Genomic DNA, 17935 nt, shown 5'->3' with positions numbered 1-17935 from the left:
GAAACCTGCCCGGGATCTACTGCGGGACGCAGCCGGTTGCGCGCACCGGCGGCATGGCAAAGGACACGCCATAGCGCGCCGGATCCAGGCGCATGGTCAGCACGCCGACCACCGCGGCGCAGGCCAGGTGGTACCACCAGCCGGCGGCGAAGTCGCCGGTGTGCTCGTGCAACATGGCGGTGATCCACGGCGCCAGCGATGCCAGCAGGAAGCCGCCGCCCTGCATCACGGCGCTCAGCGCGCCGGCGCTGTCGGGGTCCGGCAGGTGGTCCAGCGCCACCACCAGGTACAGCGCAAAGCAGCCGCCCAGGCCGGCGCCACCGATCACGGCCCACGCCTGCGGCGCCGCGTCGGGCCACAGCGCGAGCCCGGCAAAGCCCGCCACCTGCAGCGTCAGCGCCAGCGCCATCCACGCGCGGCGGTCGAGGCTGCGCGCCGCCAGTGCCGGCAGCAGCAGCGCCGCGGCGGCCTGCGCCACCGCCATCAGTGCCACCAGCGAGCCGCTGGCCGGCGCGCTCCAGCCGTGGCTCTGGTAGAACGGCGCCAGCCACGCCACCAGCGAGGCATAGCCGCCGTTCATCACGCCAAAGCACGCCATCAGCAGCCAGGTGCGCGGACGCCGCAACAGCGCGCGGGTTGCGCCCGCCGGGCGCTTTGCGGGCGCGGCGGGCACGCTGGCCGCGGCGCGCGGCAGCGCGACCCAGGCCAGGGCCAGCGCCGCCAGCGCGGGCACGGCCCACAGCGCCAGCGCCTCGCGCCAGCTGCCGGCCAGGTCGGTCACATACGGCGACAGTTGCGCGCCCAGCGCGCCGCCGCCCATCAGCGCGGCGGAGTACAAGCCCATCACCGGTGCCACGCGCCCCGGGAACTCCTGCTTGACCAGGCCCGGGCAGGCCGCCTGCACCACCGCCACGCCCAGCCCGCACAGCGCCGCCGAGGCGATCAGCCAGATGCCGTCGGCCGCGCCCAGCCGCAGCGCGCAGCCGGCGCCCAGCAGGGCCAGCGCGCCCAGCACCGCGGTGCGCGCACCCAGCCGCGCACGGATGGCCGGGCCGAAGAATGCCCCCACCCCCATCAGCAGCATCGGCAGCAGTGTCAGCCAGGCCATGCCCTGGTAGCTGAGGCCGGTGCCGGCACGGATGGCCGGGGCCAGCGGGCCGACCGCGGTCAGGAACGGGCGCAGGTTCAGGCCGATGCCGGCGACGGCCACCAGCACCAGCCAGCGCGGCGGCGCCTGGCGCACGGTGCCGACGGCGTGGCCGGCGCGGGCGGCGTTGTGCGCGGCCTCAGCCACGGGGAGCGCGCGGGCCATAGAGCTGCGCGGCGCTGAGGTCGACCGGCACCCGCGTAAGCGGCAGCGGCGGCGGGGTGAGCGGCAGGCGCAGCGCCTGGTAGGCGGCCTCGCTCGACATGCCGTAGGGCGCGGCATCGTTGTTGTCGAAGGCGTAGTAGACGGCCTGCACGCCGGCCATGGTCATCGCCGCCAGGCACATCGGGCAGGGGTGGCCGCTGGCATAGACCACGCTGCCGCGCAGGTCGGGGCGGCCCAGCTTGCGTGCGGCGGCGCGCACCGCCTCCATCTCGGCGTGGGTGGTGGGGTCATGGCTGTGGACGATGTCGTTGACGCCGGTGGCAACGGTTTCGCCGTCGAGTACCAGCACGGCGCCGAAGGGACGTGCGCCGCGGTCACGGTTGGCGACGGCCAGGCGAACCGCCTCGCGCATGAATTCCTGGTGAGTGGTCATGGTTGGCAGAAAAGTGAGTACATGCTCGCAGGCAGGGCGGCATGGGTCTTTGACGGGCTTGCCCGGCGGCGGCAGGGCGCAGGCCGGGGGGCAGCGTGCCAACTGTACGCCGGGGCTTGGTAATTGAGAAATTAAATGATGAAATCGCCGGCAGTGGAAAAACCAATGGATAACCGGCCATGCAGGAACCTCACCTCGATCCCGTGCTGCTGCAGAGCTTTGTCGCCGTCGCGGAGAGCGGCAGCTTTACCCGCGCCGCCCAGCGCGTGCACCTGACCCAGTCGACCGTCAGCCAGCAGGTGCGCCGGCTCGAAGACCAGCTTGGCTGTGTGCTGCTGGACCGCGGCGGCCGCTATGTCACGACCACGCCGGAAGGCGAGCGCCTGCTGGGCTATGCGCGCCGCCTGCAGCAGCTGATGGCCGAAGCGGTGGGGCAGTTGCGCCAGAGCGCCGGCCAGGGCGAGATCCGCATCGGCGTGCCCGAGGATTTCGCCGCGCGGCCGCTGACCCCTGTGCTGGCGGGGTTTGCCGATGACTGGCCGGGCATGCGGCTGGAGGTGACCAGCGGCATGAGCCATGAGCTGTGGCAGCGCTTCCAGGACCGCGAGCTGGACCTGGCGCTGGTCAAGCAGCGCACCGGGCAGGCGCCGGGGCTGGCCAGCTGGCCCGAGCCGCTGTGCTGGATCGACAGCCGCAGCCGTCCGGCCGTGGCGCGCGACCCCGTGCCGCTGGTGGCGTTTCCGGTGGGCGGGCTGTACCGCGGCGAGATGACGCACGCGCTCGACGCTGGCGGCCGGCGCTGGCGCGTGGCCTTTGTCAGCGCCAGCCTGGCCAGCATCCTGGCCGCGGTGGCCGATGGCCTGGGCGTGACGCTGCTGCCGCGGCGCCTGGCCACGGCCCACCACATGGTGCTGGAGGAGGGCTGGCCCGCCGCTGTGCCTGATGTCGAACTCAGCCTGCACGCGCAGCCCGACCTGCCGGCCGCGGCGCGCGACATGGCCGCGCGGCTGGCCGCGCTGTGCGAGACCGTGATGGGGCCGGGCCGGCCGCCCGCGGATCAGCCGAAGAACTCGTTGTAGTAGCGCGTGCAGGCGCCGGCCGGGCGGAAGGTGTAGGGCAGTTCGGCCATGGCGGCGGCTTCGAGCGAACCGAACGGGATGTCGGGCGCGGCGAGGGGGCCGGCGTCGGCCGTGGCGTCGTGCTCGGGGTGCGCATGCGTGGCGCGGGCGTGGGATGGCGAAGTCATGTCAGGCTCACTTTCAAGGGCCGGGCGGGGGCTGTGTCCTCGTCCCGGCAACTGCGGATCGGCGTTGTCAGCGCTGCAGCCATCCTAATGCTGCAGCGCGGCGCAGTCAGCCACCCCGGGCTGAACACACTGTTGCGAAATCGCGCTTAATCAAGGTGACTTGTCCGCCGTTGCCTGCGGTTCGCCCATGCTGCGCGCTGGCGCCGCCGCCTGCCGCGCCAGGGTCTATATTGGCGGAGGGACGGCCCGCACCGGGTCACCCCCACCCCCTGGAATCCGCCATGCCACTGCCACCGTGCTTTGCCGATCGCCGCGAGGCCGGCCAATACCTCGGCCGCCACCTGGCCGAGCTTGGCTTTGGCGCCGCGCAGCTGGGCCGGCCGGCGCTGGTGCTGGCGCTGCCACGCGGCGGCGTGCCGGTGGCCTTTGAAGTGGCGCGCGCGCTCGACGCCCAGCTGGACGTGCTGCTGGTGCGCAAGATCGGCGCCGCCGGCTACCCGGAACTGGCGCTGGGCGCGGTGGTGGAGGGAGATGCCGGCGGCGGCGGGCCGCATACGGTGGTCAATGACGACCCATGGGCGCGCCGCGCCATCGAGAGCGGCAGCTTTGACGCCGAGCGCGGGCGCCAGCTCGATGAGATCGCCCGGCGCCAGCAGCGTTACCGCGGCGGTGCGCCGGTGCCGGCGCGCGCGGGCCGCACGGTGATCGTGGTGGATGATGGCGTGGCCACCGGCGCCACCATGCGCGCGGCGCTGGAAGGCGTGCGCATGGCCGGGGCGGCGCGCGTGATCGCGGCCACGCCGGTCGGGGCGCAGGACGGGCTGGCCAGCCTGTTGCCGGCGGCGGACCAAGTGATCTGCCTGAACACGCCGCCCAGCTTTGGCGCGGTGGGAGCCTTCTACCTGGATTTCAGCCAGACCAGCGACGAAGAGGCGCTGGCCCTGCTGCGCGCGGCGGCTGCGCCGCCGTCCTGAAGTTCAACCCGCCGCTCAACCGTGCTGGCCGCGTTCCCGGGCCAGGCGGGCCTTCAGGTGCGGCACTAGTCCGCCTGCGGCCAGGATCGCGCGCAGGAACTCCGCAATGGGCTCGCACGCGACCAGGCTGCCGTCGTCCAGGCGCAGTTGCGCCGTGTCCAGGTCCAGCACCGCGCGCGCGCCGTCGGCCAGCCGGCTGGTGTCGGCGCAGACCAGCACCGGCAAGCCCAGGTTGATGGCGTTGCGGTAAAAGAGCCCGCCAAAGGATTGCGCCACCACTGCCCCGACGCCAAGCTCCCGCAGCGCCTGCGCCGCCTGCTCGCGCGACGAGCCGATGCCGAAGTTGGCGCCCGCCACCAGCAGGTCGCCGGGACGCACACTGGTGGGAAACTCCGGGCGCACCGAGGCCAGGCAATGCCGGGCCAGCACGGCCAGCGGCGATTTCATCAGTACGGCGGGGGCCATGGCATCGGTGTCGATGTTGTCGCCGAAGCGCCACAGGCGGCCGGCAGGGGCAACAACAGGGGCGGGGGCAGGATTGGGGGCGTCAGCAGAGGTCATGCAAGCAGTCAGTCCCGCCGGGGGCGGGCTCGAAGTCAGGTCCGCGGCGTTACGCCAGCAGCGTGCGCGGATCGGTAATAAAGCCGGTAACGGCGCTGGCGGCCACCGTCATCGGCGAGCCCAGCCACACGGCGCTGCCCGCGTCGCCCATGCGGCCGGAGAAGTTGCGCGCGGTCGAGGCAATGGCGCGGCTGCCTGCCGGGAAGCGCGCCGCGCCATAGCCGGCGCAGGCGCCGCAGGCATTGGGCAGCAGCGTGGCGCCGGCGCCGGCCAGGATGCCGAGCGTGCCTTCCTGCTCGGCCTGCAGCTGGTCGCGGCGCGAGGCCGGCGCCACCTGCAGCGTCACGCCCGCCGCCACGCGGCGCCCGCGCAGCACGCGCGCGGCCATGCGCAGGTCTTCCAGCTTGGCGCCGGTGCAGGCGCCCAGGTAGGCGATCTGCACGGGCTCGCCGGCAGCCTGGTCCACCGGCGCGCTGTTGGCGGGCGAGTGCGGCGCCGCGACCTGCGGCGCCAGCGCTGCGGCGTCGAAGCGGTGGGTGGCAAGCACCGGTGCGCCGGGGTCGGTGCGCCAGTGGGCCAGGTCGATCGCCGCCAGCGTCTGCGCCGGCACGCCGGTTTCGGCCAGCCAGTCCAGTGTGACCGCGTCGGGCGCCACCAGGCCGGTCTGCGCGCCCAGCTCGGCACTCATATTGGCCAGCGTCATGCGCTCTTGCATCGGCAACGCGGCGACGGCGCTGCCGGTATATTCCAGCGCCTCGTAGCGCGCACCGCCCATGCCTAGGGTGGCGCACAGGAACAGCATCATGTCCTTGGCGCAGACTCCCGGCGCAAGCCGGCCATCCCACTGCAGCCGGATGGTGTGCGGCACCCGCAGCCAGATCTCGCCGGTGGCCAGCACGCCGGCCATCTCGGTTGCGCCGACGCCGAACATGTAGGCGCCGAAAGCGCCGCCGGTGGGGCTGTGGCTGTCGCCGCCGACGATGAGTCGGCCCGGCAGCACATGACCGCGTTCGGGCAGCACCACGTGGCAGATGCCTTCGGCGTCGATGAAGTGGGCCCCGGCCTGGCGCGTCCAGTCGCGCGTGAAGCGCAGGATAGCCTCGGCCTGGGCATCGCCGCCCGGCACGAAATGATCGGTCACCACCACATAGCGCGATGGGTCCCAGACCCCGGTGCCAAGCTCGTCCAGCAGCGGCGCCACCCGGCGCGGGCCGCTGGAGTCGTGCGACATCGCCAGGTCGACCCGGCAGATCACCACGTTGCCGATCTCGGCATGCGCCAGCCCGGCGGCGCGTGCCACCAGCTTTTGCGCCAGTGTGGCGGGGGTAGGGCTCATTCCGGCGATGCTCCCGAATACCTGACCACGGCCGCCCAGCGCTTGACGTCCTGCTTCACGAAGGCGGCGAAGGCCTCGGGCGACGTGCCCATCGGCTGCGCGCCGTCGTTCTCCAGCCGCTTGCGCACCGCGGGGGCTTCCAGCCCCTTGTGCGCGGCCTGGTACAGCGCCTGCGTGACTTCGTGCGGCATGCCGGCCGGTCCGAACAGCCCGAACCACGCGCTCGACTCAAAGCCCTTGACGGTATTGCCGATCGGCGCCGCGCCGGGGAACTGCGGCAGCGGCGCAGGGCTGGTCACGCCCAGCACCTTGAGCTTGCCTGCGCGCACGTGCGGCAACACGTTGATGGTGCTCGCGAACATCAGGTCGCACTGGCCCGCCAGCACGTCGGTCAGCGCCGGCGCGGTGCCCTTGTACGGGATATTGACGATGTAGGTGCCGGTCATCATCTTGAACATGTCGCCCGCCATGTGCAGCGACGAGCCGACCGAGCCGATGGCGAAGTTCAGCTTGCCCGGCTGGGAGCGGGCCAGCCGGATCAGTTCGGGCACATTGTTGGCGGGCAACCTGGGCGTGGCCACCAGCACGCTCGGCACGGTCGCCACCAGCGTGATCGGCGTGAAGTCCTGGATCGGGTCGAACGGCAGCTTCTTGTACAGCGTGGCGTTGATGGTATGGCTGGTGAAGCTCATCAGCAGCGTGCTGCCGTCCGGCGCACTCTTGGCGACCAGGTCGGCGGCGATATTGCCGCCGGCGCCGGGGCGGTTCTCGACCACCACCGGCTGCCCGAGCTCCTGGGACATTTCCTGGGCGATGGTGCGTGCCAGCGTGTCGGTGGTGCCGCCGGCGGGCGCGCCCACCAGGATCCGGATCGGCTTGCCGCCGGCAAGCTGGGGCTGGCCCTGCGCGGCGGCGGACAGCGGCAGTGCCAGCGCCCAGGCGGCCACGCCCGCCAGGCCGGCAGCGGCGGCGAGGCGCCGTACCGTGGCGCGGCGGGTAATCGAAGGCAAACGGGACGGGCTGGACGGGACCAGGCGGAACACTGGCATGACGGCGGCTCCTCGCTTGATGTGATCAGGGATGCGCAGTATCGCCCGGAATATGACGGGGCGCTCCGCCTGCGGCGCTGCCTTCGGGGCGCGCAGTGCCCGCGGCGTCAGTCGCGCAGGCCAGGGCGGGTCTCGCTTTCCACCCAGACGTTGGCGCTGTCGACGCCGGCGGGCGACAGCTCCATCCGGTACTCGTAGCGGTCCGGGCGGTACTGGCCGAGCAGCAGCTGCACCGGGCGCCCGGACTGGTCCTTCACCACGCGGCGCACCGCCAGCAGCGCGCCGCCGACCGGCACGTCCAGCAGCGGGGCTACCACCACGTCGGCCAGGCGTGCCGACAGCACCTGGCTGGCACGTCCCAGCTTCACGCCGCCGGCCTCCAGAAGCCGCAGCACCGGCGTCTCTTCCAGAGCCTTGCGCGTGATCGGCCGGCCCAGTTCGGCCGGCAGGTAGACCGTGATGTGCGACAGCGGCCGGTTGCGGTAGTGGCGCACGCGCACGATCTTGACCACGGGGTCGCCCGGCTCGATCTGCAGCGACTCGGCCACGTCGGGTGTGGCATGGACTTCGTCGATCGAGATCACCTTGACCGACGTCTTCTGGCCCATGTCGATGATGTTGTCGAGCAGGCTGGTGCCGCGCTCCTCGTCGGCCGCCGCGGCCGGGCGCACCGGATGCGGATTGACGAAGGTGCCAAGCCCGCGGTGGCGTCGCACCAGCCCTTCCTGCACCAGGCGGTCGAACACGCGCCGCATGGTCACGCGCGAAGCGTGGAACTGCTTGGCCAGGTCGATCTCGCCGGGCAAGGGACCCTGGCCGAAGCGGCCCTCAACGATCTGCTGGCGCAGCACCACGTAAATCTGGTGATACAGCGGAACGACGGCTTCACTCATGGTTTCCCTTGCGAAGAGATGACAAGTCTGTAATGCCTCTAATGTACTTTAAATCAGACATGGGGCCTAGCGCGGAAAAACGCTGAGGTGTTTTCGCGACAAGGCCACGTGCACGGTTGCAGCGATGCATCCTGATTGCGGCAGGGCCGCGTAGCCGTTTGCGCCAGGGCCGGCCAAGTCTGCCTGGCGGCCCAGGCTTGCATATAGCGCCAGGAAGGCGTCAACCGGGCTATGTGGGCCACCCCACACGGGCGACGGCGAGAGCACCATCGCGCCCGTGTTTCACCCTCGATACGCGACTGGGGGATCAGGGCAAGTCCTGAGTGAGGGCCATAAGCGCATGAAAACTAAGGTGTTTTCCCAAGCCCAAGGCGCCACATTGGACCGGGTGGGGGCGGCCCTGTCACAGCGATGTGACATGTCGTCTGCCGCACACAACCCCTGGACCGGGGCCGGTCCGGCAAAGCCGCGGAAAGTTCCCCGCGGGGCGCCGGGTGGCCCTTGTATTACAAGGACTTGCCGCCTCAGGTGACGAAGCTGGCACCGATTATGCGCAAGGGCAGGCTGGTTTGGCAGGAAGCCGGACCTGAACCTCCAGCCGTCGGTCCACAAGGGAGCGCCGCTTGGAGGTTGAGCCGCTGTGACTGTGAAATCCTCCTGGGAGCATCGTATGAACAAGACACTTCTGGCGTCGGCGATTGCCCTCGCCTTTGCTGGTTCGGCGTGGGGTAACCCGACCAATAACAACACCGATGGCTGGAGCCACCAGACCGCCACCGCCAACTCGACCCAATCGGGCGGCGGGTCCTCGGCCAACGAGAACTCGACCTCCAACCAGGACAATTCGGATCACAGCACGACCACCAAGAACACCACGGTCAACGCCAACAGGACGATTACCAATTCTGACAACGAGACCACCACGGTTGCGGTCGACAAGTCGACCAACAACTCCAACAACAAGACCAACACCAACTCCAACAACAAGACCAAGACCAACTCCGACAACCGCGCCAAGCTGACGATGGACCGTGGCATCGGCAATGCCGGTTCCAATGGCGGCAATGCCTCGTCGAGCATCGCCAACGCCTTCAACACCAGCAAGGCGATCGCGGTCAGCAAGCTGAACGGCACGGTGTCTGGCAACAACGTCCATAACATCGGCAACTATGCCTCGAACACCGGTAACGCCAACGGTGGCACCGGCCTCGGCGGCAAGGGTGGCACCGGCGGTAACGGCGGTACCGGTGCTGGTGGCGTGGGCGGAAACGGTGCTACCGGTGCTGCCGGTGCTGCCGGTGCTGCCGGTGCAGTCGGTGCGGTCGGGGCCAAGGCGTTTGCCGTCAACGGCGGCGCCAGGGCCGGCGAGGCCACCAGTGGCTGGGCCAGCGGCGGCGACGGCGGCAATGGCGGCGCGGCGAGCGGCTATGGCGGCGATGGCGGCAATGCCTCTGGCAGGGGCGGCAGCGCGCTCAGCGCCGCAGGCAGCAAGGGCGGCGGCGGTGGCAATGCCGCTGGTCTTGGCGGCGGCGCGCTGAGCGCTTCGCTCGGCGCGGGTGGCAAGGGCGGCAACGCTGGCGCGACCGGCGGCGGCGGCCTGGGTGCCAGCGGTGCCCTGGGCGGTCTGGCCGCTTCGACCGGTGGCGCGGGCGGCAGCGGCGGCAATGCCGGTTGGGGTGCCGACAACGGTGGTAATGGCGGCGCGGGTGGCAACGCAGGAAGCTCTAGCGCAACCGGCATGGCCGGCGCAGGCACGGGCACGGGCGGCGGCGCAGGCGCGACCGGCGGTGCGGGCGGTTCCGGTACTTCCGGCGCGGTCGCAACCGGCGGTGCCGGCAGCGGCACTGGCGGCGCTGGTGGTTCGAGCGGCGCGGGCTCGACGGCAACGGCGGGCAACGGCACGGCGACTGGTGGTGCCGGCGGCGCGCAGGGCAGCATCGGCGGCGCGGGCGGCGGCGGCGCGGCGGCCACCTCCGGGGCGGCCACCAGCGTGGCCACGAACGGCAGCAACTCCGCGGGTAACGGCGGCAACGGCGGCAATGGCGGTAACGGCGGCAGCGGCGGCAGCGGTGGCAGCGGCGGCAACGGCGGCGCGGCCACTGGCGGCACCGGTGGTACCGGCGGCGTCGGCAACGGCGGCCTTGGCGGCACTGGCGGCAGCGGCGGCTACGTCCTGGTCGACGCGGGTTCGTTCAATATGTCCAACACCATGACCAGCGTTGGTCAGACGGCGGCGGGCATCATGATGGCGACCCAGAACAGCGGCGCCGCATCGCTGGTGCAGCAGAGCGTGAACGTGCAGGCCAACCTCAACGTGGGCAGGTAAGACGCGCAACGCGGCCGGACCCCGGGGGTGCCCGGGGCCGGCCGGCAGTTTCGCAGTCATGCCGGCAGGACCGGCGCCCGCATCCTGTGTGCGGGCGCCCGGGCCCTGTCAAGCCTACGCAAGCCTAGTTGCCATGCAGCCGCCCGGATGGGGGGCGGCGCACAGGCAGGGGGAGACACCATGCAACCGGTCCGCTTCACCGTCGGCGTATTCGCGACGGCATTACTCGCCTGGCCAGCATTGCAGGCTCACGCGGAGCCGCCAGGGCTGGACGCCGCCATGGTGGCCGCGCGCGCGGCCACAGGCACGGCCCCGGAGACGGCGGCCATCAGCGCGGCGCAGCCGGCAGCCAGGGCTGGCCTGTTCGCCGGGGTGGCGAAAGCTGTTCCTGTGTCTAAACTGGATGACATCCGTGGCGGCGCCGAAGTCACAGTCAGCGATATGCGCCTGCACGGCACCGTGGCCGACAACGCCGCGGTCAATACCTTGTCCGGGGCCAATCACATCTCGGATGGGGCGTTCGCGAATGCGGCGGGGATACCTACCGCGATTCAGAACTCGGGCTCCAACGTGCTGATCCAGAACGCGACCATCGTCAACGTCCAGTTCAAGCAATGAAGCCGCTGCGCATCCTGTTGGCGTCTGTGCCGTTCCTGCTGGCCGCGGGGGGCGTTCCTTGCGCCCAGGCCGCCGACACCCCGTTGTACGGGCCGGTTGGCGAACCCTACAGCGTCAGGGTCACCAGTGTTCGCGAGGCGCGCTTCAAGTCCACCATCCGCCAGCAGTTCGACTTCAGCTGCGGCTCGGCCGCGGTGGCCACGCTGCTGACCTACCAGTACGGCCATCCGATCAACGAGGCCGCGGTCTTCCAGAGCATGTACGTCAACGGCGACCAGCAGAAGATCCGCGCCGAGGGGTTCTCGCTGCTGGACATGAAGCGCTTCCTGGCCGCGCTGGGCTACGAGGCCGATGGCTTCGAGTTGCCGCTGTCCAAGCTGGAAGAAACGCAGGTGCCGGCGATCGTGCTGATCGTGGAGAACGGCTACCACCATTTCGTGGTGGTCAAGGGCGTGAAGGGCGACCGCGTGCTGGTCGGCGATCCCGCGCGCGGCACGCGCGCGATGTCGCGCGAGCATTTCGAGAAGATCTGGGACAGCCAGCTGCTGTTCGTGATCCACAACCGCACGGAGATGGCGCGCTTCAACCTCGCCGCGGACTGGCGCGTTGCGCCCAGCGGCCCTTACTGGATGGGAGTCAACCGGGATAGCCTGTTCTTCACCGTCATGCCCAAGCATGGCGCGAGTGATTTTTGAGGAACGCATCATGTTGCAGACTTCCTTGCCGGCCCCGGCAGTTCCTCGCAGCACCGCTTCGGCGGCCGCCGCGATGCTGCTTGGCGCCGGTCTGGCCTGCGCCGGCACGGCACAGGCCGGCATGCAGCCGCAGCCCGACGCGCTCGACGCTTCGGCGCTGCCGTCGCAGGCGGCCATGCCCGCCAGCGACAGGGCTGGTTCCAACTCTCTGGCTGCCGCGCGCGGCAGCATGGCCGGCTGGAAGCCGGTGGCACATGAAAAGCTCGACGACATGCGGGGCGGCTTCGAGATGCACGGCCTGCAGGTTTCGTTCGGTATCGAACGTGCGGTGTACATCAACGGCGACCTGGTGGTCGCGACCAGCATTAACATTCCTGACGTCAGCCGCATCACGAAAGACCAGGCAGCGCGGCTGGCCGCGACGCTGGGTCCGGCCATCGTGGCCAGCACCAATGCCGCCGTCGCCAACGCGCTGGCCGGCAATCCGGTGACGGCCGGTGCCGCCGCTGCGACGGGCGCCGGTGGCGCCAACGGCAGCGCCAGCGCGGGCAGTGCCGGCGCGGCGGCGTCGGCCGCCGGTGGCACGGCTGGCGCTGGTGCCGCTGGTGCGGGCAGCGGGGCTGCCGCGGTGGCGGCCAATGGCGGCACGTCCGCCAGTGCCGGCGCGCCGGGAGCCAGTGCGAGCGCCGCGGGTGCGGCAGGTTCCGCAGCTTCTGCAGGTGCAGCAGGTGCAGCAGGTGCAGCGGGCCTGCCGACGACAGTCGTGAGTACCGCCACCGGCCAGGTCGTGACCAACGGGCTGCTGAACGTGATCCAGAACGGGCCCGGCAATGTCGCATCGGTGGGGGCGCTGGCGGGAACGCCGGCGACCGTGATTCAGAACACCCTGAACAACCAGAGCATCCGGAGCCTGATGACAATCGACGCGAGCGTGAATACGCTGCAGGCCTTCCGGTCTCAACTGGCCAACATGGCGCTGAACAACGCGCTGTTGCGGGCCGCAAGCATGAGGTAGCCGTTAGCGAGGTATCAGGCAGGACAGGTCTCAGGCTCCTGCGCAACAGTCTGCCGTCCCGGGGGAGGAAGACGTGATGAAGACGCGGTCGATGCAGGGCATCCGCCATGCTGCGGGGTGCTCGACGTTGCTGTTGCTCGGCGGCCTGGCACAGGCCCAGACGCCGCCGGATGCGGGACCACCCGCAGCCGGACTCGAATCACTGCAGAGGGAACTCGCCGAACAGGCCAGCCAGCTCGACGCCATGAAGCGGGCCCTGGCCGAACAAGAGGCGCTGATCCACGAACTGCGCAGTGTGATCGGCAACGATGTGCTGGCCACCAAGCGCGGCGGCCAGCGTTCAGGGCCCGGCGTGATGCCGGCGGACAACGTCACCAATGCCGCCACCGCGGCGGCAGCCGCCAGCGCCACGCAGGGCGCGCCAGGCCTGGTGAACAACCCGCAGCAGGTGACCGACCAGCCGCCGCAGACGGCGGCGCAGCAGGGCGAGTCCGCGAACCCGCAGACGGTGGCCGCGGATGAGCCCGTGGGCCGCCCGCCCGAGAGCGACCGGCGCCCGCCCGAGATCGCACCGCTGATCGACCAGCCCGGCGTGCTCACCGCGCAGGGTAAGTTCGTGGTCGAGCCGGGCTTCCAGTACGGGTATTCGTCGAGCAACCGGGTGGCGCTGGTCGGCTACACGATCATCCCGGCCATCCTGATCGGCCTGATCGATGTGCGCGAGGTCAAGACTTCGACCTATATCGAATCGATCGCGCTGCGCTACGGCATCACCAAGCGGCTCGAGATCGAGGCCAAGGTGCCGTACGTGCAGGTCTCAGGTTCGACCATCAGCCGCGAGGTGTTCACCGGCAGCGCCGTCGACAACGTGTTCAATTCGAGCGGCAAGGGTCTTGGCGACGTCGAGGCGACGCTGCGCTACCAGCTCAACTACGGCAACGAGAAGATCCCGTACTTCGTCGGCTGGCTGCGCTACAAGTCCAATACCGGCAGGGACCCCTTCGAGGTGGTGACCGATTGCGTCACGCGCTGCGTGGGCAATGCCACCGGCACCGGCCTGCCGCTGGGGCTGCCAACCGGTACCGGCTTCCAGGCGATCCAGCCCGGCATCACCTGGCTGCTGCCGACCGATCCGGCGGTGTTCTTCGGCACCTTCAGCTACCTGCACAACTTTGCGCGCAGCGACGTGAGCCGCACCGTGCTCAATGGCGAGAAGGAGAACCTGGGCAGGATCGCGCCGGGAGACATCTTCGAGTTCAGCTTCGGCATGGGCCTGTCGCTCAACGAAAAGGCGTCGTTCAGTATCGGCTATGACCAGGCCATCATCTGGCCGACCAAGCAGAATGGCCAGACCGTGCCGGGTTCGGTGCGCGTGACGCAGGGCACCTTGCTGGTGGGGTACTCGTACCGCTTCAACAACCGCTACACGCTGAACCTGTCAGTGGGCGCGGGGCTGACGCGCGACACGCCAGACCTGCAGGTGAATCTGCGCCTGCCGATCACTTTCTGAAGCGCTTGCCTGCGCATTCCGGCAGGACGTGACGCGTGCCCCGCATGCACGGGGCACGCGTGCGCATCACATCCGCCGCCACGGTGCGCAAGCACCGAAACGCGCCTTGCGCTGGCCCCATGAACGGCGTACAAAGAAATATCCCCGCGCCGCCAGCGGTACTTTCTTACCAGGTTCAACCTCACCGGTGGTGCGGCCTGAAAAAGGAGAGAGACATGCGCAAACGCATCTTCTGGTTGTTGCCCGACCTGGCGAGTGCCCGTCGCACCATGGACGACCTGCTGCTTGCCCGCGTCGAGAATCGCCACATCCACTTCGTGGCGCGCGACGGTGCCGACATGACGGGCCTGCATGAAGCCAACCTGTTCCAGACCTCCGACATCGTGCATGCCGCGGAAATGGGCCTGATGGTGGGCGGCGGTGTGGGCGTCGTGGCCGGCGTGGTGGTGGCGATGTTCCCGATCGTCAGCGACTCCCCGCAGTGGGGCCTCGTCGGCGTGCTGGCGGTGCTGGGCGCGGTGTTTGGCGCATGGGCCTCAAGCATGATCGGCAGTTCGGCGCCCAACAGCAGGCTGCGTGCCTTCGAGGCGGACATCGAGGCTGGCAAGATCCTGCTGATGCTCGACGTCCCGCGCGGCCGTGTCGAGGAAATCGAAGCCCTGCTGCAGAAGGCGCACCCGGAAGCAAGGTTTGCCGGGCTGGACCCGGCGGTACCCGCTTTCCCCTGATCCGGCACGCATCGCCGGCCAGCGCCGTATGGCGCTGTTGCATGTCTCCGCGCGCGCCCATGCGGCGCGTTCCGGCGCGCATCCTTTAGCGCGCCCCGGCACACACCGGAGCCGTCCCGCGGTTCCGGTGTGAGGCTGCTGCAACACTCCCGTCTTTCCCGGTTTGCCCCCATGAGACGCATGCGGTAACTTGCGTGACGACGCGCACGCCATGCATGCCGCGCCGCAAAAAAATAAACTGGTCAGCCGCACCGGCAAAGGGGTCGAGACAATGAAGGCGAAATGGATCGCGTGCGGCATGCTGGCCGCCACGCTGGGCTGGGCCGCGCAGACGGCCCTGGCGGAGGCGGGCGTGACCCGCAACACCATCCGCATCGGCCAGTCGGCCGGCGTCACCGGCCCGGTGGCCGGCTCGGTCAAGGAGCAGATCGCCGGCGCGCAGGTGTACCTGCACACCGTCAACGCCAGCGGCGGCGTGGCGGGCCGGCGCATCGAACTGGTCACCTATGACGACGGCTTCGATGCCAGGCGCACGCCCGACAACGTGCGCAAGCTGATCGACGAGGACAAGGTGTTCGCCCTCTTCATGGTGCGCGGCACGCCGCAGAACGAGAGCATCCTGCCCATCATTGCCGCGCAGAAGGTGCCGCTGGTGGCGCCGCTCACGGGTGCCATCACGCTGCACCGGCCGGTGAACCGCTATGTGTTCAACGTGCGCGCCAAGTACCAGGACGAAGTGGCACGCGCGATCAATCACCTGGCCACGTCGGGCATGAGCCGCATCGGTATCTTCTACGCCAGCGACGGCTTTGGCCGGGACGTGCTGGAAGGCTACAGCGCCGCGCTGCAGGCGCGCGGCGTGCAGCCGGCGGCGACGGTGAACTTTGCCCGGCCCATGGGCGACATCAGCCAGGGCGTGGCCGTCATGAACAAGGCCAGGCCGCAGGCGGTGCTGGTGATCGGCTCGGGTTCCGAGGCGGCACGCATCATCCGCGAGCTGCGCCGCGCCGGCAGCGAGGCGCAGCTCGTCACGCTGTCCAACAATGCCGCCGATTCCTTTATCCGCGAACTGGGCGAGGATGCGCGCGGCCTGATCATCACCCAGGTGGTGCCCGGCACCAACTCCAGCCAGATGACGCTGGCCAGCGAATACCGCAACATGGCCAGGCAGCAGGGCGTGGAGCCGTCCAACGCCGGTATGGAGGGCTTCATGTCCGCCAAGGTGCTGGTCGAAGGGCTGCGCCGCGCCGGCCCGGACCTGACGCGCGAGCGCCTGATCACAGCGCTGGAGGGCATGCGCGACTACGACCTCGGCGGCATCCTGATCAGCTACAGCCCGGCGCGCCACACCGGCTCGTCGTTCGTGGAAATGTCGATCGTCTCGTCCACCGGCAAGCTGATTCGCTAGCGCCCCGGCGGGGAGGGAGGTGCTGCGGTATAGTCGCGCGCATGGCTACTCCTACCCCCTCTCCCGATTCCCGTACCCCGTTCTCGCTGCACGGCCGCGTGGCGCTGGTGACCGGCGGCGCGCAGGGCCTGGGCCTGGCGATCGCCGCCGGGCTGGCCGATGCCGGCGCCCATGTGCTGGTGGTGGCGCGCAATGCGCAGCGCGTGCATGAGGCCGTCGCCGCGCTGGCCGCGCGCGGCGGCAGCGCCGAGGCGCTGGTACTCGACATTACCGACGAGGCTGCCGTGGCGGCGGCGTTCGACCGCATCGACGCAGACCATGGCCGGCTCGACATCCTCGTCAACAACGCCGGTGCGCGCAACCGCAGCACCATGGCGCAGCTCGATGCGGGCGACCTGCGCGCCATGCTCGAAACCAACCTGGTGGCCCCCTACGCGCTGTGCCGGCTCGCCGCGCAGCGCATGCGCCGCGGCGACTACGGGCGCATCGTCAATGTCAGCTCGATCGCGGGCCAGGTCGCGCGCGCCGGCGACGTGCTCTACCCCGCCACCAAGGGCGGCCTGGATGCGCTCACGCGCGCCATGGCCGCCGACCTGGGCCGCCATGGCGTCACCGTCAACGCGATCGCCCCGGGCTATTTCGCCACCGAACCCAACCAGCCGATGGTCGAGGACGAGAGCGTGGCCGAGTGGCTGCGCCAGCGCACCTCGCTGGGCCGCTGGGGCCAGCCGGAGGAAGTCGCGGGCGCGGTGGTGTTCCTGGCGTCACCGGCCGCGTCCTACATCACCGGGCAGGTGCTGGCCGTCGACGGCGGCTATCTCGGGCACTTCTGAAGCGCCGCCGGCAGCAAAGCGTACCCAATTCTGCGTGCCGCGTTTGTCGGCTGTTCAGCGCCGTGCAGGCGCCTTGCCACCGCGGTAGAACGCCCGCAGGGAGTCGATCATCGCGACCGCGGCGGCCGAGTCGCCGCGGTCCTTGAGCCGCACCAGGCAGATATCGCGCACCAGCGAGGGCAGCTGCAGCGGCCGGATCGCCAGTCCCTCGCTACGGAACTGGAAAAGCGCCAGCGAAGGCACCGCGCTGATGCCCAGCCCCGCCTGCACCAGCGCCGCCACCGTCGCCAGGTGCTCCACCTCCATCACGCTGGTCAGGCGCAACGGATGCAGCGCGGCGTCCAGGTGCTGGCGCACGCTGGTCGTGCGCGACAGCTGGATGAACGGCAGGCCGGCCAGCATCTCGGGCACGATGCGGCGCTTGCGCGCCAGCGGATGGTCCGCCGGGCACACCAGGTGGAAGGTGTCGCGCACCAGCGGCTCCACGCGCAGGTCGTCGTCCTGGGCCGGCGCCGGGGCCAGCGCAAAGTCGGCGCGGCCCTGGCGGACCAGTTCGATGCAGCCGTCGGCAAGCTGGTCGAACAGTTCCAGCACGATGCCCGGATAAAGCGCGCGGAACTGCGCCAGCAACGGCGGCAGGTCGCCGCCGGCCAGCGACGGCAGCGCCGCGATCGACACCCGGCCCTTGCGCCGCTCCGCATGCGCGCGCAGGTCTTCGAACGCGGTTTCGAAATCGGCCAGCAGCCGGCGCGCGGTCTGCTCGAAGCGCACGCCGTCGCTGCTCAGCTCCACATGCCGCGTGGTGCGCTCGAACAGCCGGCTGCCGGCCTGTTCCTCCAGCGTCTGCACCAGCGCGCTGAAGGCCGACTGCGACAGGTGGCAGGCGCGCGCCGCGCGCGTGAAGTTGCGGTAGGTGGCCAGCGCCACGAACGCGCGCAGATGCTTGACCGAGAGGTTCATGGGGTCTGGCGGATTTATCCAGCAAGTCGATAGATTAA

18 protein-coding genes are annotated in these 17935 nt (G+C 70.2%); 10 read left to right on the top strand and 8 right to left on the bottom strand.

Translation table 11 applies throughout. The annotated features are described in order from the left end of the window. Window positions 1-16: 16 nt before the first annotated feature. A complete protein-coding gene (locus tag ACZ5MJ_RS25840; RefSeq protein ID WP_464226539.1) occupies window positions 17-1312 on the bottom strand; it encodes a cyanate transporter in 1296 nt (431 codons plus the stop codon). Further along, window positions 1287-1745: a nucleoside deaminase gene (locus ACZ5MJ_RS25835; protein ID WP_464226538.1), complete on the bottom strand. Its 459-nt coding sequence runs from the start codon at window positions 1743-1745 to the stop codon at window positions 1287-1289. Before ACZ5MJ_RS25835 ends, ACZ5MJ_RS25840 begins: the two co-directional genes overlap by 26 nt. Before the next feature lie 179 nt (window positions 1746-1924). Between ACZ5MJ_RS25835 and ACZ5MJ_RS25830 the strand changes: the two genes are divergently transcribed. Beyond that, a complete protein-coding gene (locus ACZ5MJ_RS25830) occupies window positions 1925-2824 on the top strand; it encodes a LysR family transcriptional regulator (protein WP_464226537.1) in 900 nt (299 codons plus the stop codon). Here the strand turns inward: ACZ5MJ_RS25830 and ACZ5MJ_RS25825 are convergent. Beyond that, complete coding sequence (locus tag ACZ5MJ_RS25825; protein ID WP_464226536.1) at window positions 2803-2991, bottom strand: hypothetical protein; 189 nt, start codon at window positions 2989-2991, stop codon at window positions 2803-2805. The genes ACZ5MJ_RS25830 and ACZ5MJ_RS25825 overlap by 22 nt on opposite strands. Before the next feature lie 281 nt (window positions 2992-3272). On the opposite strand from ACZ5MJ_RS25825, the gene ACZ5MJ_RS25820 reads away from it, so the two are divergent. After that, window positions 3273-3965, top strand: coding sequence for a phosphoribosyltransferase (locus ACZ5MJ_RS25820; protein ID WP_464226535.1), 693 nt, complete (start codon window positions 3273-3275; stop codon window positions 3963-3965). A 15-nt stretch (window positions 3966-3980) separates the two neighbouring features. On the opposite strand, the gene ACZ5MJ_RS25815 is transcribed toward ACZ5MJ_RS25820, so the two are convergent. From ACZ5MJ_RS25815 to ACZ5MJ_RS25800, 4 genes are all read right to left on the bottom strand, one after another. Then, on the bottom strand, window positions 3981-4526 hold the full coding sequence (locus tag ACZ5MJ_RS25815) for a LeuD/DmdB family oxidoreductase small subunit (RefSeq protein ID WP_464226534.1): 546 nt from the start codon (window positions 4524-4526) through the stop codon (window positions 3981-3983). A 49-nt stretch (window positions 4527-4575) separates the two neighbouring features. Continuing rightward, window positions 4576-5862, bottom strand: a complete 1287-nt coding sequence (locus ACZ5MJ_RS25810) for a 3-isopropylmalate dehydratase large subunit (protein WP_464226533.1) — start codon at window positions 5860-5862, stop codon at window positions 4576-4578. Next, window positions 5859-6911: a tripartite tricarboxylate transporter substrate binding protein gene (locus ACZ5MJ_RS25805; RefSeq protein WP_464226531.1), complete on the bottom strand. Its 1053-nt coding sequence runs from the start codon at window positions 6909-6911 to the stop codon at window positions 5859-5861. The genes ACZ5MJ_RS25810 and ACZ5MJ_RS25805 overlap by 4 nt, the downstream gene beginning before the upstream one ends. A 107-nt stretch (window positions 6912-7018) precedes the next feature. Then, window positions 7019-7804 (bottom strand): GntR family transcriptional regulator, encoded by a 786-nt coding sequence (locus tag ACZ5MJ_RS25800; RefSeq protein ID WP_464226530.1) that lies wholly within the window; start codon window positions 7802-7804, stop codon window positions 7019-7021. Window positions 7805-8474: 670 nt separating this feature from the next. Here ACZ5MJ_RS25800 and ACZ5MJ_RS25795 point away from each other — a divergent pair. The 8 genes from ACZ5MJ_RS25795 (at window position 8475) to ACZ5MJ_RS25760 (ending at window position 16937) form a co-directional block, all read left to right on the top strand. Next, window positions 8475-10130, top strand: a complete 1656-nt coding sequence (locus ACZ5MJ_RS25795; RefSeq protein ID WP_464226529.1) for a hypothetical protein — start codon at window positions 8475-8477, stop codon at window positions 10128-10130. A gap of 180 nt (window positions 10131-10310) precedes the next feature. Further along, on the top strand, window positions 10311-10748 hold the full coding sequence (locus ACZ5MJ_RS25790) for a hypothetical protein (protein ID WP_464226528.1): 438 nt from the start codon (window positions 10311-10313) through the stop codon (window positions 10746-10748). Next, on the top strand, window positions 10745-11443 hold the full coding sequence (locus ACZ5MJ_RS25785; RefSeq protein WP_464226526.1) for a C39 family peptidase: 699 nt from the start codon (window positions 10745-10747) through the stop codon (window positions 11441-11443). The genes ACZ5MJ_RS25790 and ACZ5MJ_RS25785 overlap by 4 nt, the downstream gene beginning before the upstream one ends. 10 nt (window positions 11444-11453) lie before the next feature. Beyond that, on the top strand, window positions 11454-12458 hold the full coding sequence (locus ACZ5MJ_RS25780) for a flagellin (RefSeq protein ID WP_464226525.1): 1005 nt from the start codon (window positions 11454-11456) through the stop codon (window positions 12456-12458). Between the two features lie 76 nt (window positions 12459-12534). After that, window positions 12535-13968 (top strand): acetate kinase, encoded by a 1434-nt coding sequence (locus ACZ5MJ_RS25775; protein WP_464226524.1) that lies wholly within the window; start codon window positions 12535-12537, stop codon window positions 13966-13968. A gap of 215 nt (window positions 13969-14183) precedes the next feature. Further along, window positions 14184-14696 (top strand): DUF1269 domain-containing protein, encoded by a 513-nt coding sequence (locus ACZ5MJ_RS25770; protein WP_464226522.1) that lies wholly within the window; start codon window positions 14184-14186, stop codon window positions 14694-14696. A gap of 271 nt (window positions 14697-14967) precedes the next feature. Then, entirely contained in the window at window positions 14968-16104 is a 1137-nt protein-coding gene (locus tag ACZ5MJ_RS25765; protein ID WP_464226521.1) for an ABC transporter substrate-binding protein, read from the top strand. Between the two features lie 41 nt (window positions 16105-16145). Then, window positions 16146-16937: an SDR family oxidoreductase gene (locus tag ACZ5MJ_RS25760; protein WP_464226520.1), complete on the top strand. Its 792-nt coding sequence runs from the start codon at window positions 16146-16148 to the stop codon at window positions 16935-16937. A gap of 54 nt (window positions 16938-16991) precedes the next feature. On the opposite strand, the gene ACZ5MJ_RS25755 is transcribed toward ACZ5MJ_RS25760, so the two are convergent. Further along, the gene (locus ACZ5MJ_RS25755) at window positions 16992-17897 is read right to left on the bottom strand and encodes a LysR substrate-binding domain-containing protein (protein ID WP_464226518.1); all 906 of its coding nucleotides are present in this window, start codon (window positions 17895-17897) and stop codon (window positions 16992-16994) included. Window positions 17898-17935: the final 38 nt, after the last annotated feature.

It is taken from the genome of Cupriavidus sp. LA-1, from assembly GCF_055385985.1.
This window is presented reverse-complemented; position numbering and strand designations above follow the sequence as displayed.

Bases quoted from the DNA above. Each gene is read 5' to 3' on its own strand.
- ACZ5MJ_RS25840 (WP_464226539.1), bottom strand. From the start codon at position 1,312: ATGGCCCGCGCGCTCCCCGTGGCTGAGGCCGCGCACAACGCCGCCCGC.
- ACZ5MJ_RS25835 (WP_464226538.1), bottom strand. From the start codon at position 1,745: ATGACCACTCACCAGGAATTCATGCGCGAGGCGGTTCGCCTGGCCGTC.
- ACZ5MJ_RS25830 (WP_464226537.1), top strand. From the start codon at position 1,925: ATGCAGGAACCTCACCTCGATCCCGTGCTGCTGCAGAGCTTTGTCGCC.
- ACZ5MJ_RS25825 (WP_464226536.1), bottom strand. From the start codon at position 2,991: ATGACTTCGCCATCCCACGCCCGCGCCACGCATGCGCACCCCGAGCAC.
- ACZ5MJ_RS25820 (WP_464226535.1), top strand. From the start codon at position 3,273: ATGCCACTGCCACCGTGCTTTGCCGATCGCCGCGAGGCCGGCCAATAC.
- ACZ5MJ_RS25815 (WP_464226534.1), bottom strand. From the start codon at position 4,526: ATGACCTCTGCTGACGCCCCCAATCCTGCCCCCGCCCCTGTTGTTGCC.
- ACZ5MJ_RS25810 (WP_464226533.1), bottom strand. From the start codon at position 5,862: ATGAGCCCTACCCCCGCCACACTGGCGCAAAAGCTGGTGGCACGCGCC.
- ACZ5MJ_RS25805 (WP_464226531.1), bottom strand. From the start codon at position 6,911: ATGCCAGTGTTCCGCCTGGTCCCGTCCAGCCCGTCCCGTTTGCCTTCG.
- ACZ5MJ_RS25800 (WP_464226530.1), bottom strand. From the start codon at position 7,804: ATGAGTGAAGCCGTCGTTCCGCTGTATCACCAGATTTACGTGGTGCTG.
- ACZ5MJ_RS25795 (WP_464226529.1), top strand. From the start codon at position 8,475: ATGAACAAGACACTTCTGGCGTCGGCGATTGCCCTCGCCTTTGCTGGT.
- ACZ5MJ_RS25790 (WP_464226528.1), top strand. From the start codon at position 10,311: ATGCAACCGGTCCGCTTCACCGTCGGCGTATTCGCGACGGCATTACTC.
- ACZ5MJ_RS25785 (WP_464226526.1), top strand. From the start codon at position 10,745: ATGAAGCCGCTGCGCATCCTGTTGGCGTCTGTGCCGTTCCTGCTGGCC.
- ACZ5MJ_RS25780 (WP_464226525.1), top strand. From the start codon at position 11,454: ATGTTGCAGACTTCCTTGCCGGCCCCGGCAGTTCCTCGCAGCACCGCT.
- ACZ5MJ_RS25775 (WP_464226524.1), top strand. From the start codon at position 12,535: ATGAAGACGCGGTCGATGCAGGGCATCCGCCATGCTGCGGGGTGCTCG.
- ACZ5MJ_RS25770 (WP_464226522.1), top strand. From the start codon at position 14,184: ATGCGCAAACGCATCTTCTGGTTGTTGCCCGACCTGGCGAGTGCCCGT.
- ACZ5MJ_RS25765 (WP_464226521.1), top strand. From the start codon at position 14,968: ATGAAGGCGAAATGGATCGCGTGCGGCATGCTGGCCGCCACGCTGGGC.
- ACZ5MJ_RS25760 (WP_464226520.1), top strand. From the start codon at position 16,146: ATGGCTACTCCTACCCCCTCTCCCGATTCCCGTACCCCGTTCTCGCTG.
- ACZ5MJ_RS25755 (WP_464226518.1), bottom strand. From the start codon at position 17,897: ATGAACCTCTCGGTCAAGCATCTGCGCGCGTTCGTGGCGCTGGCCACC.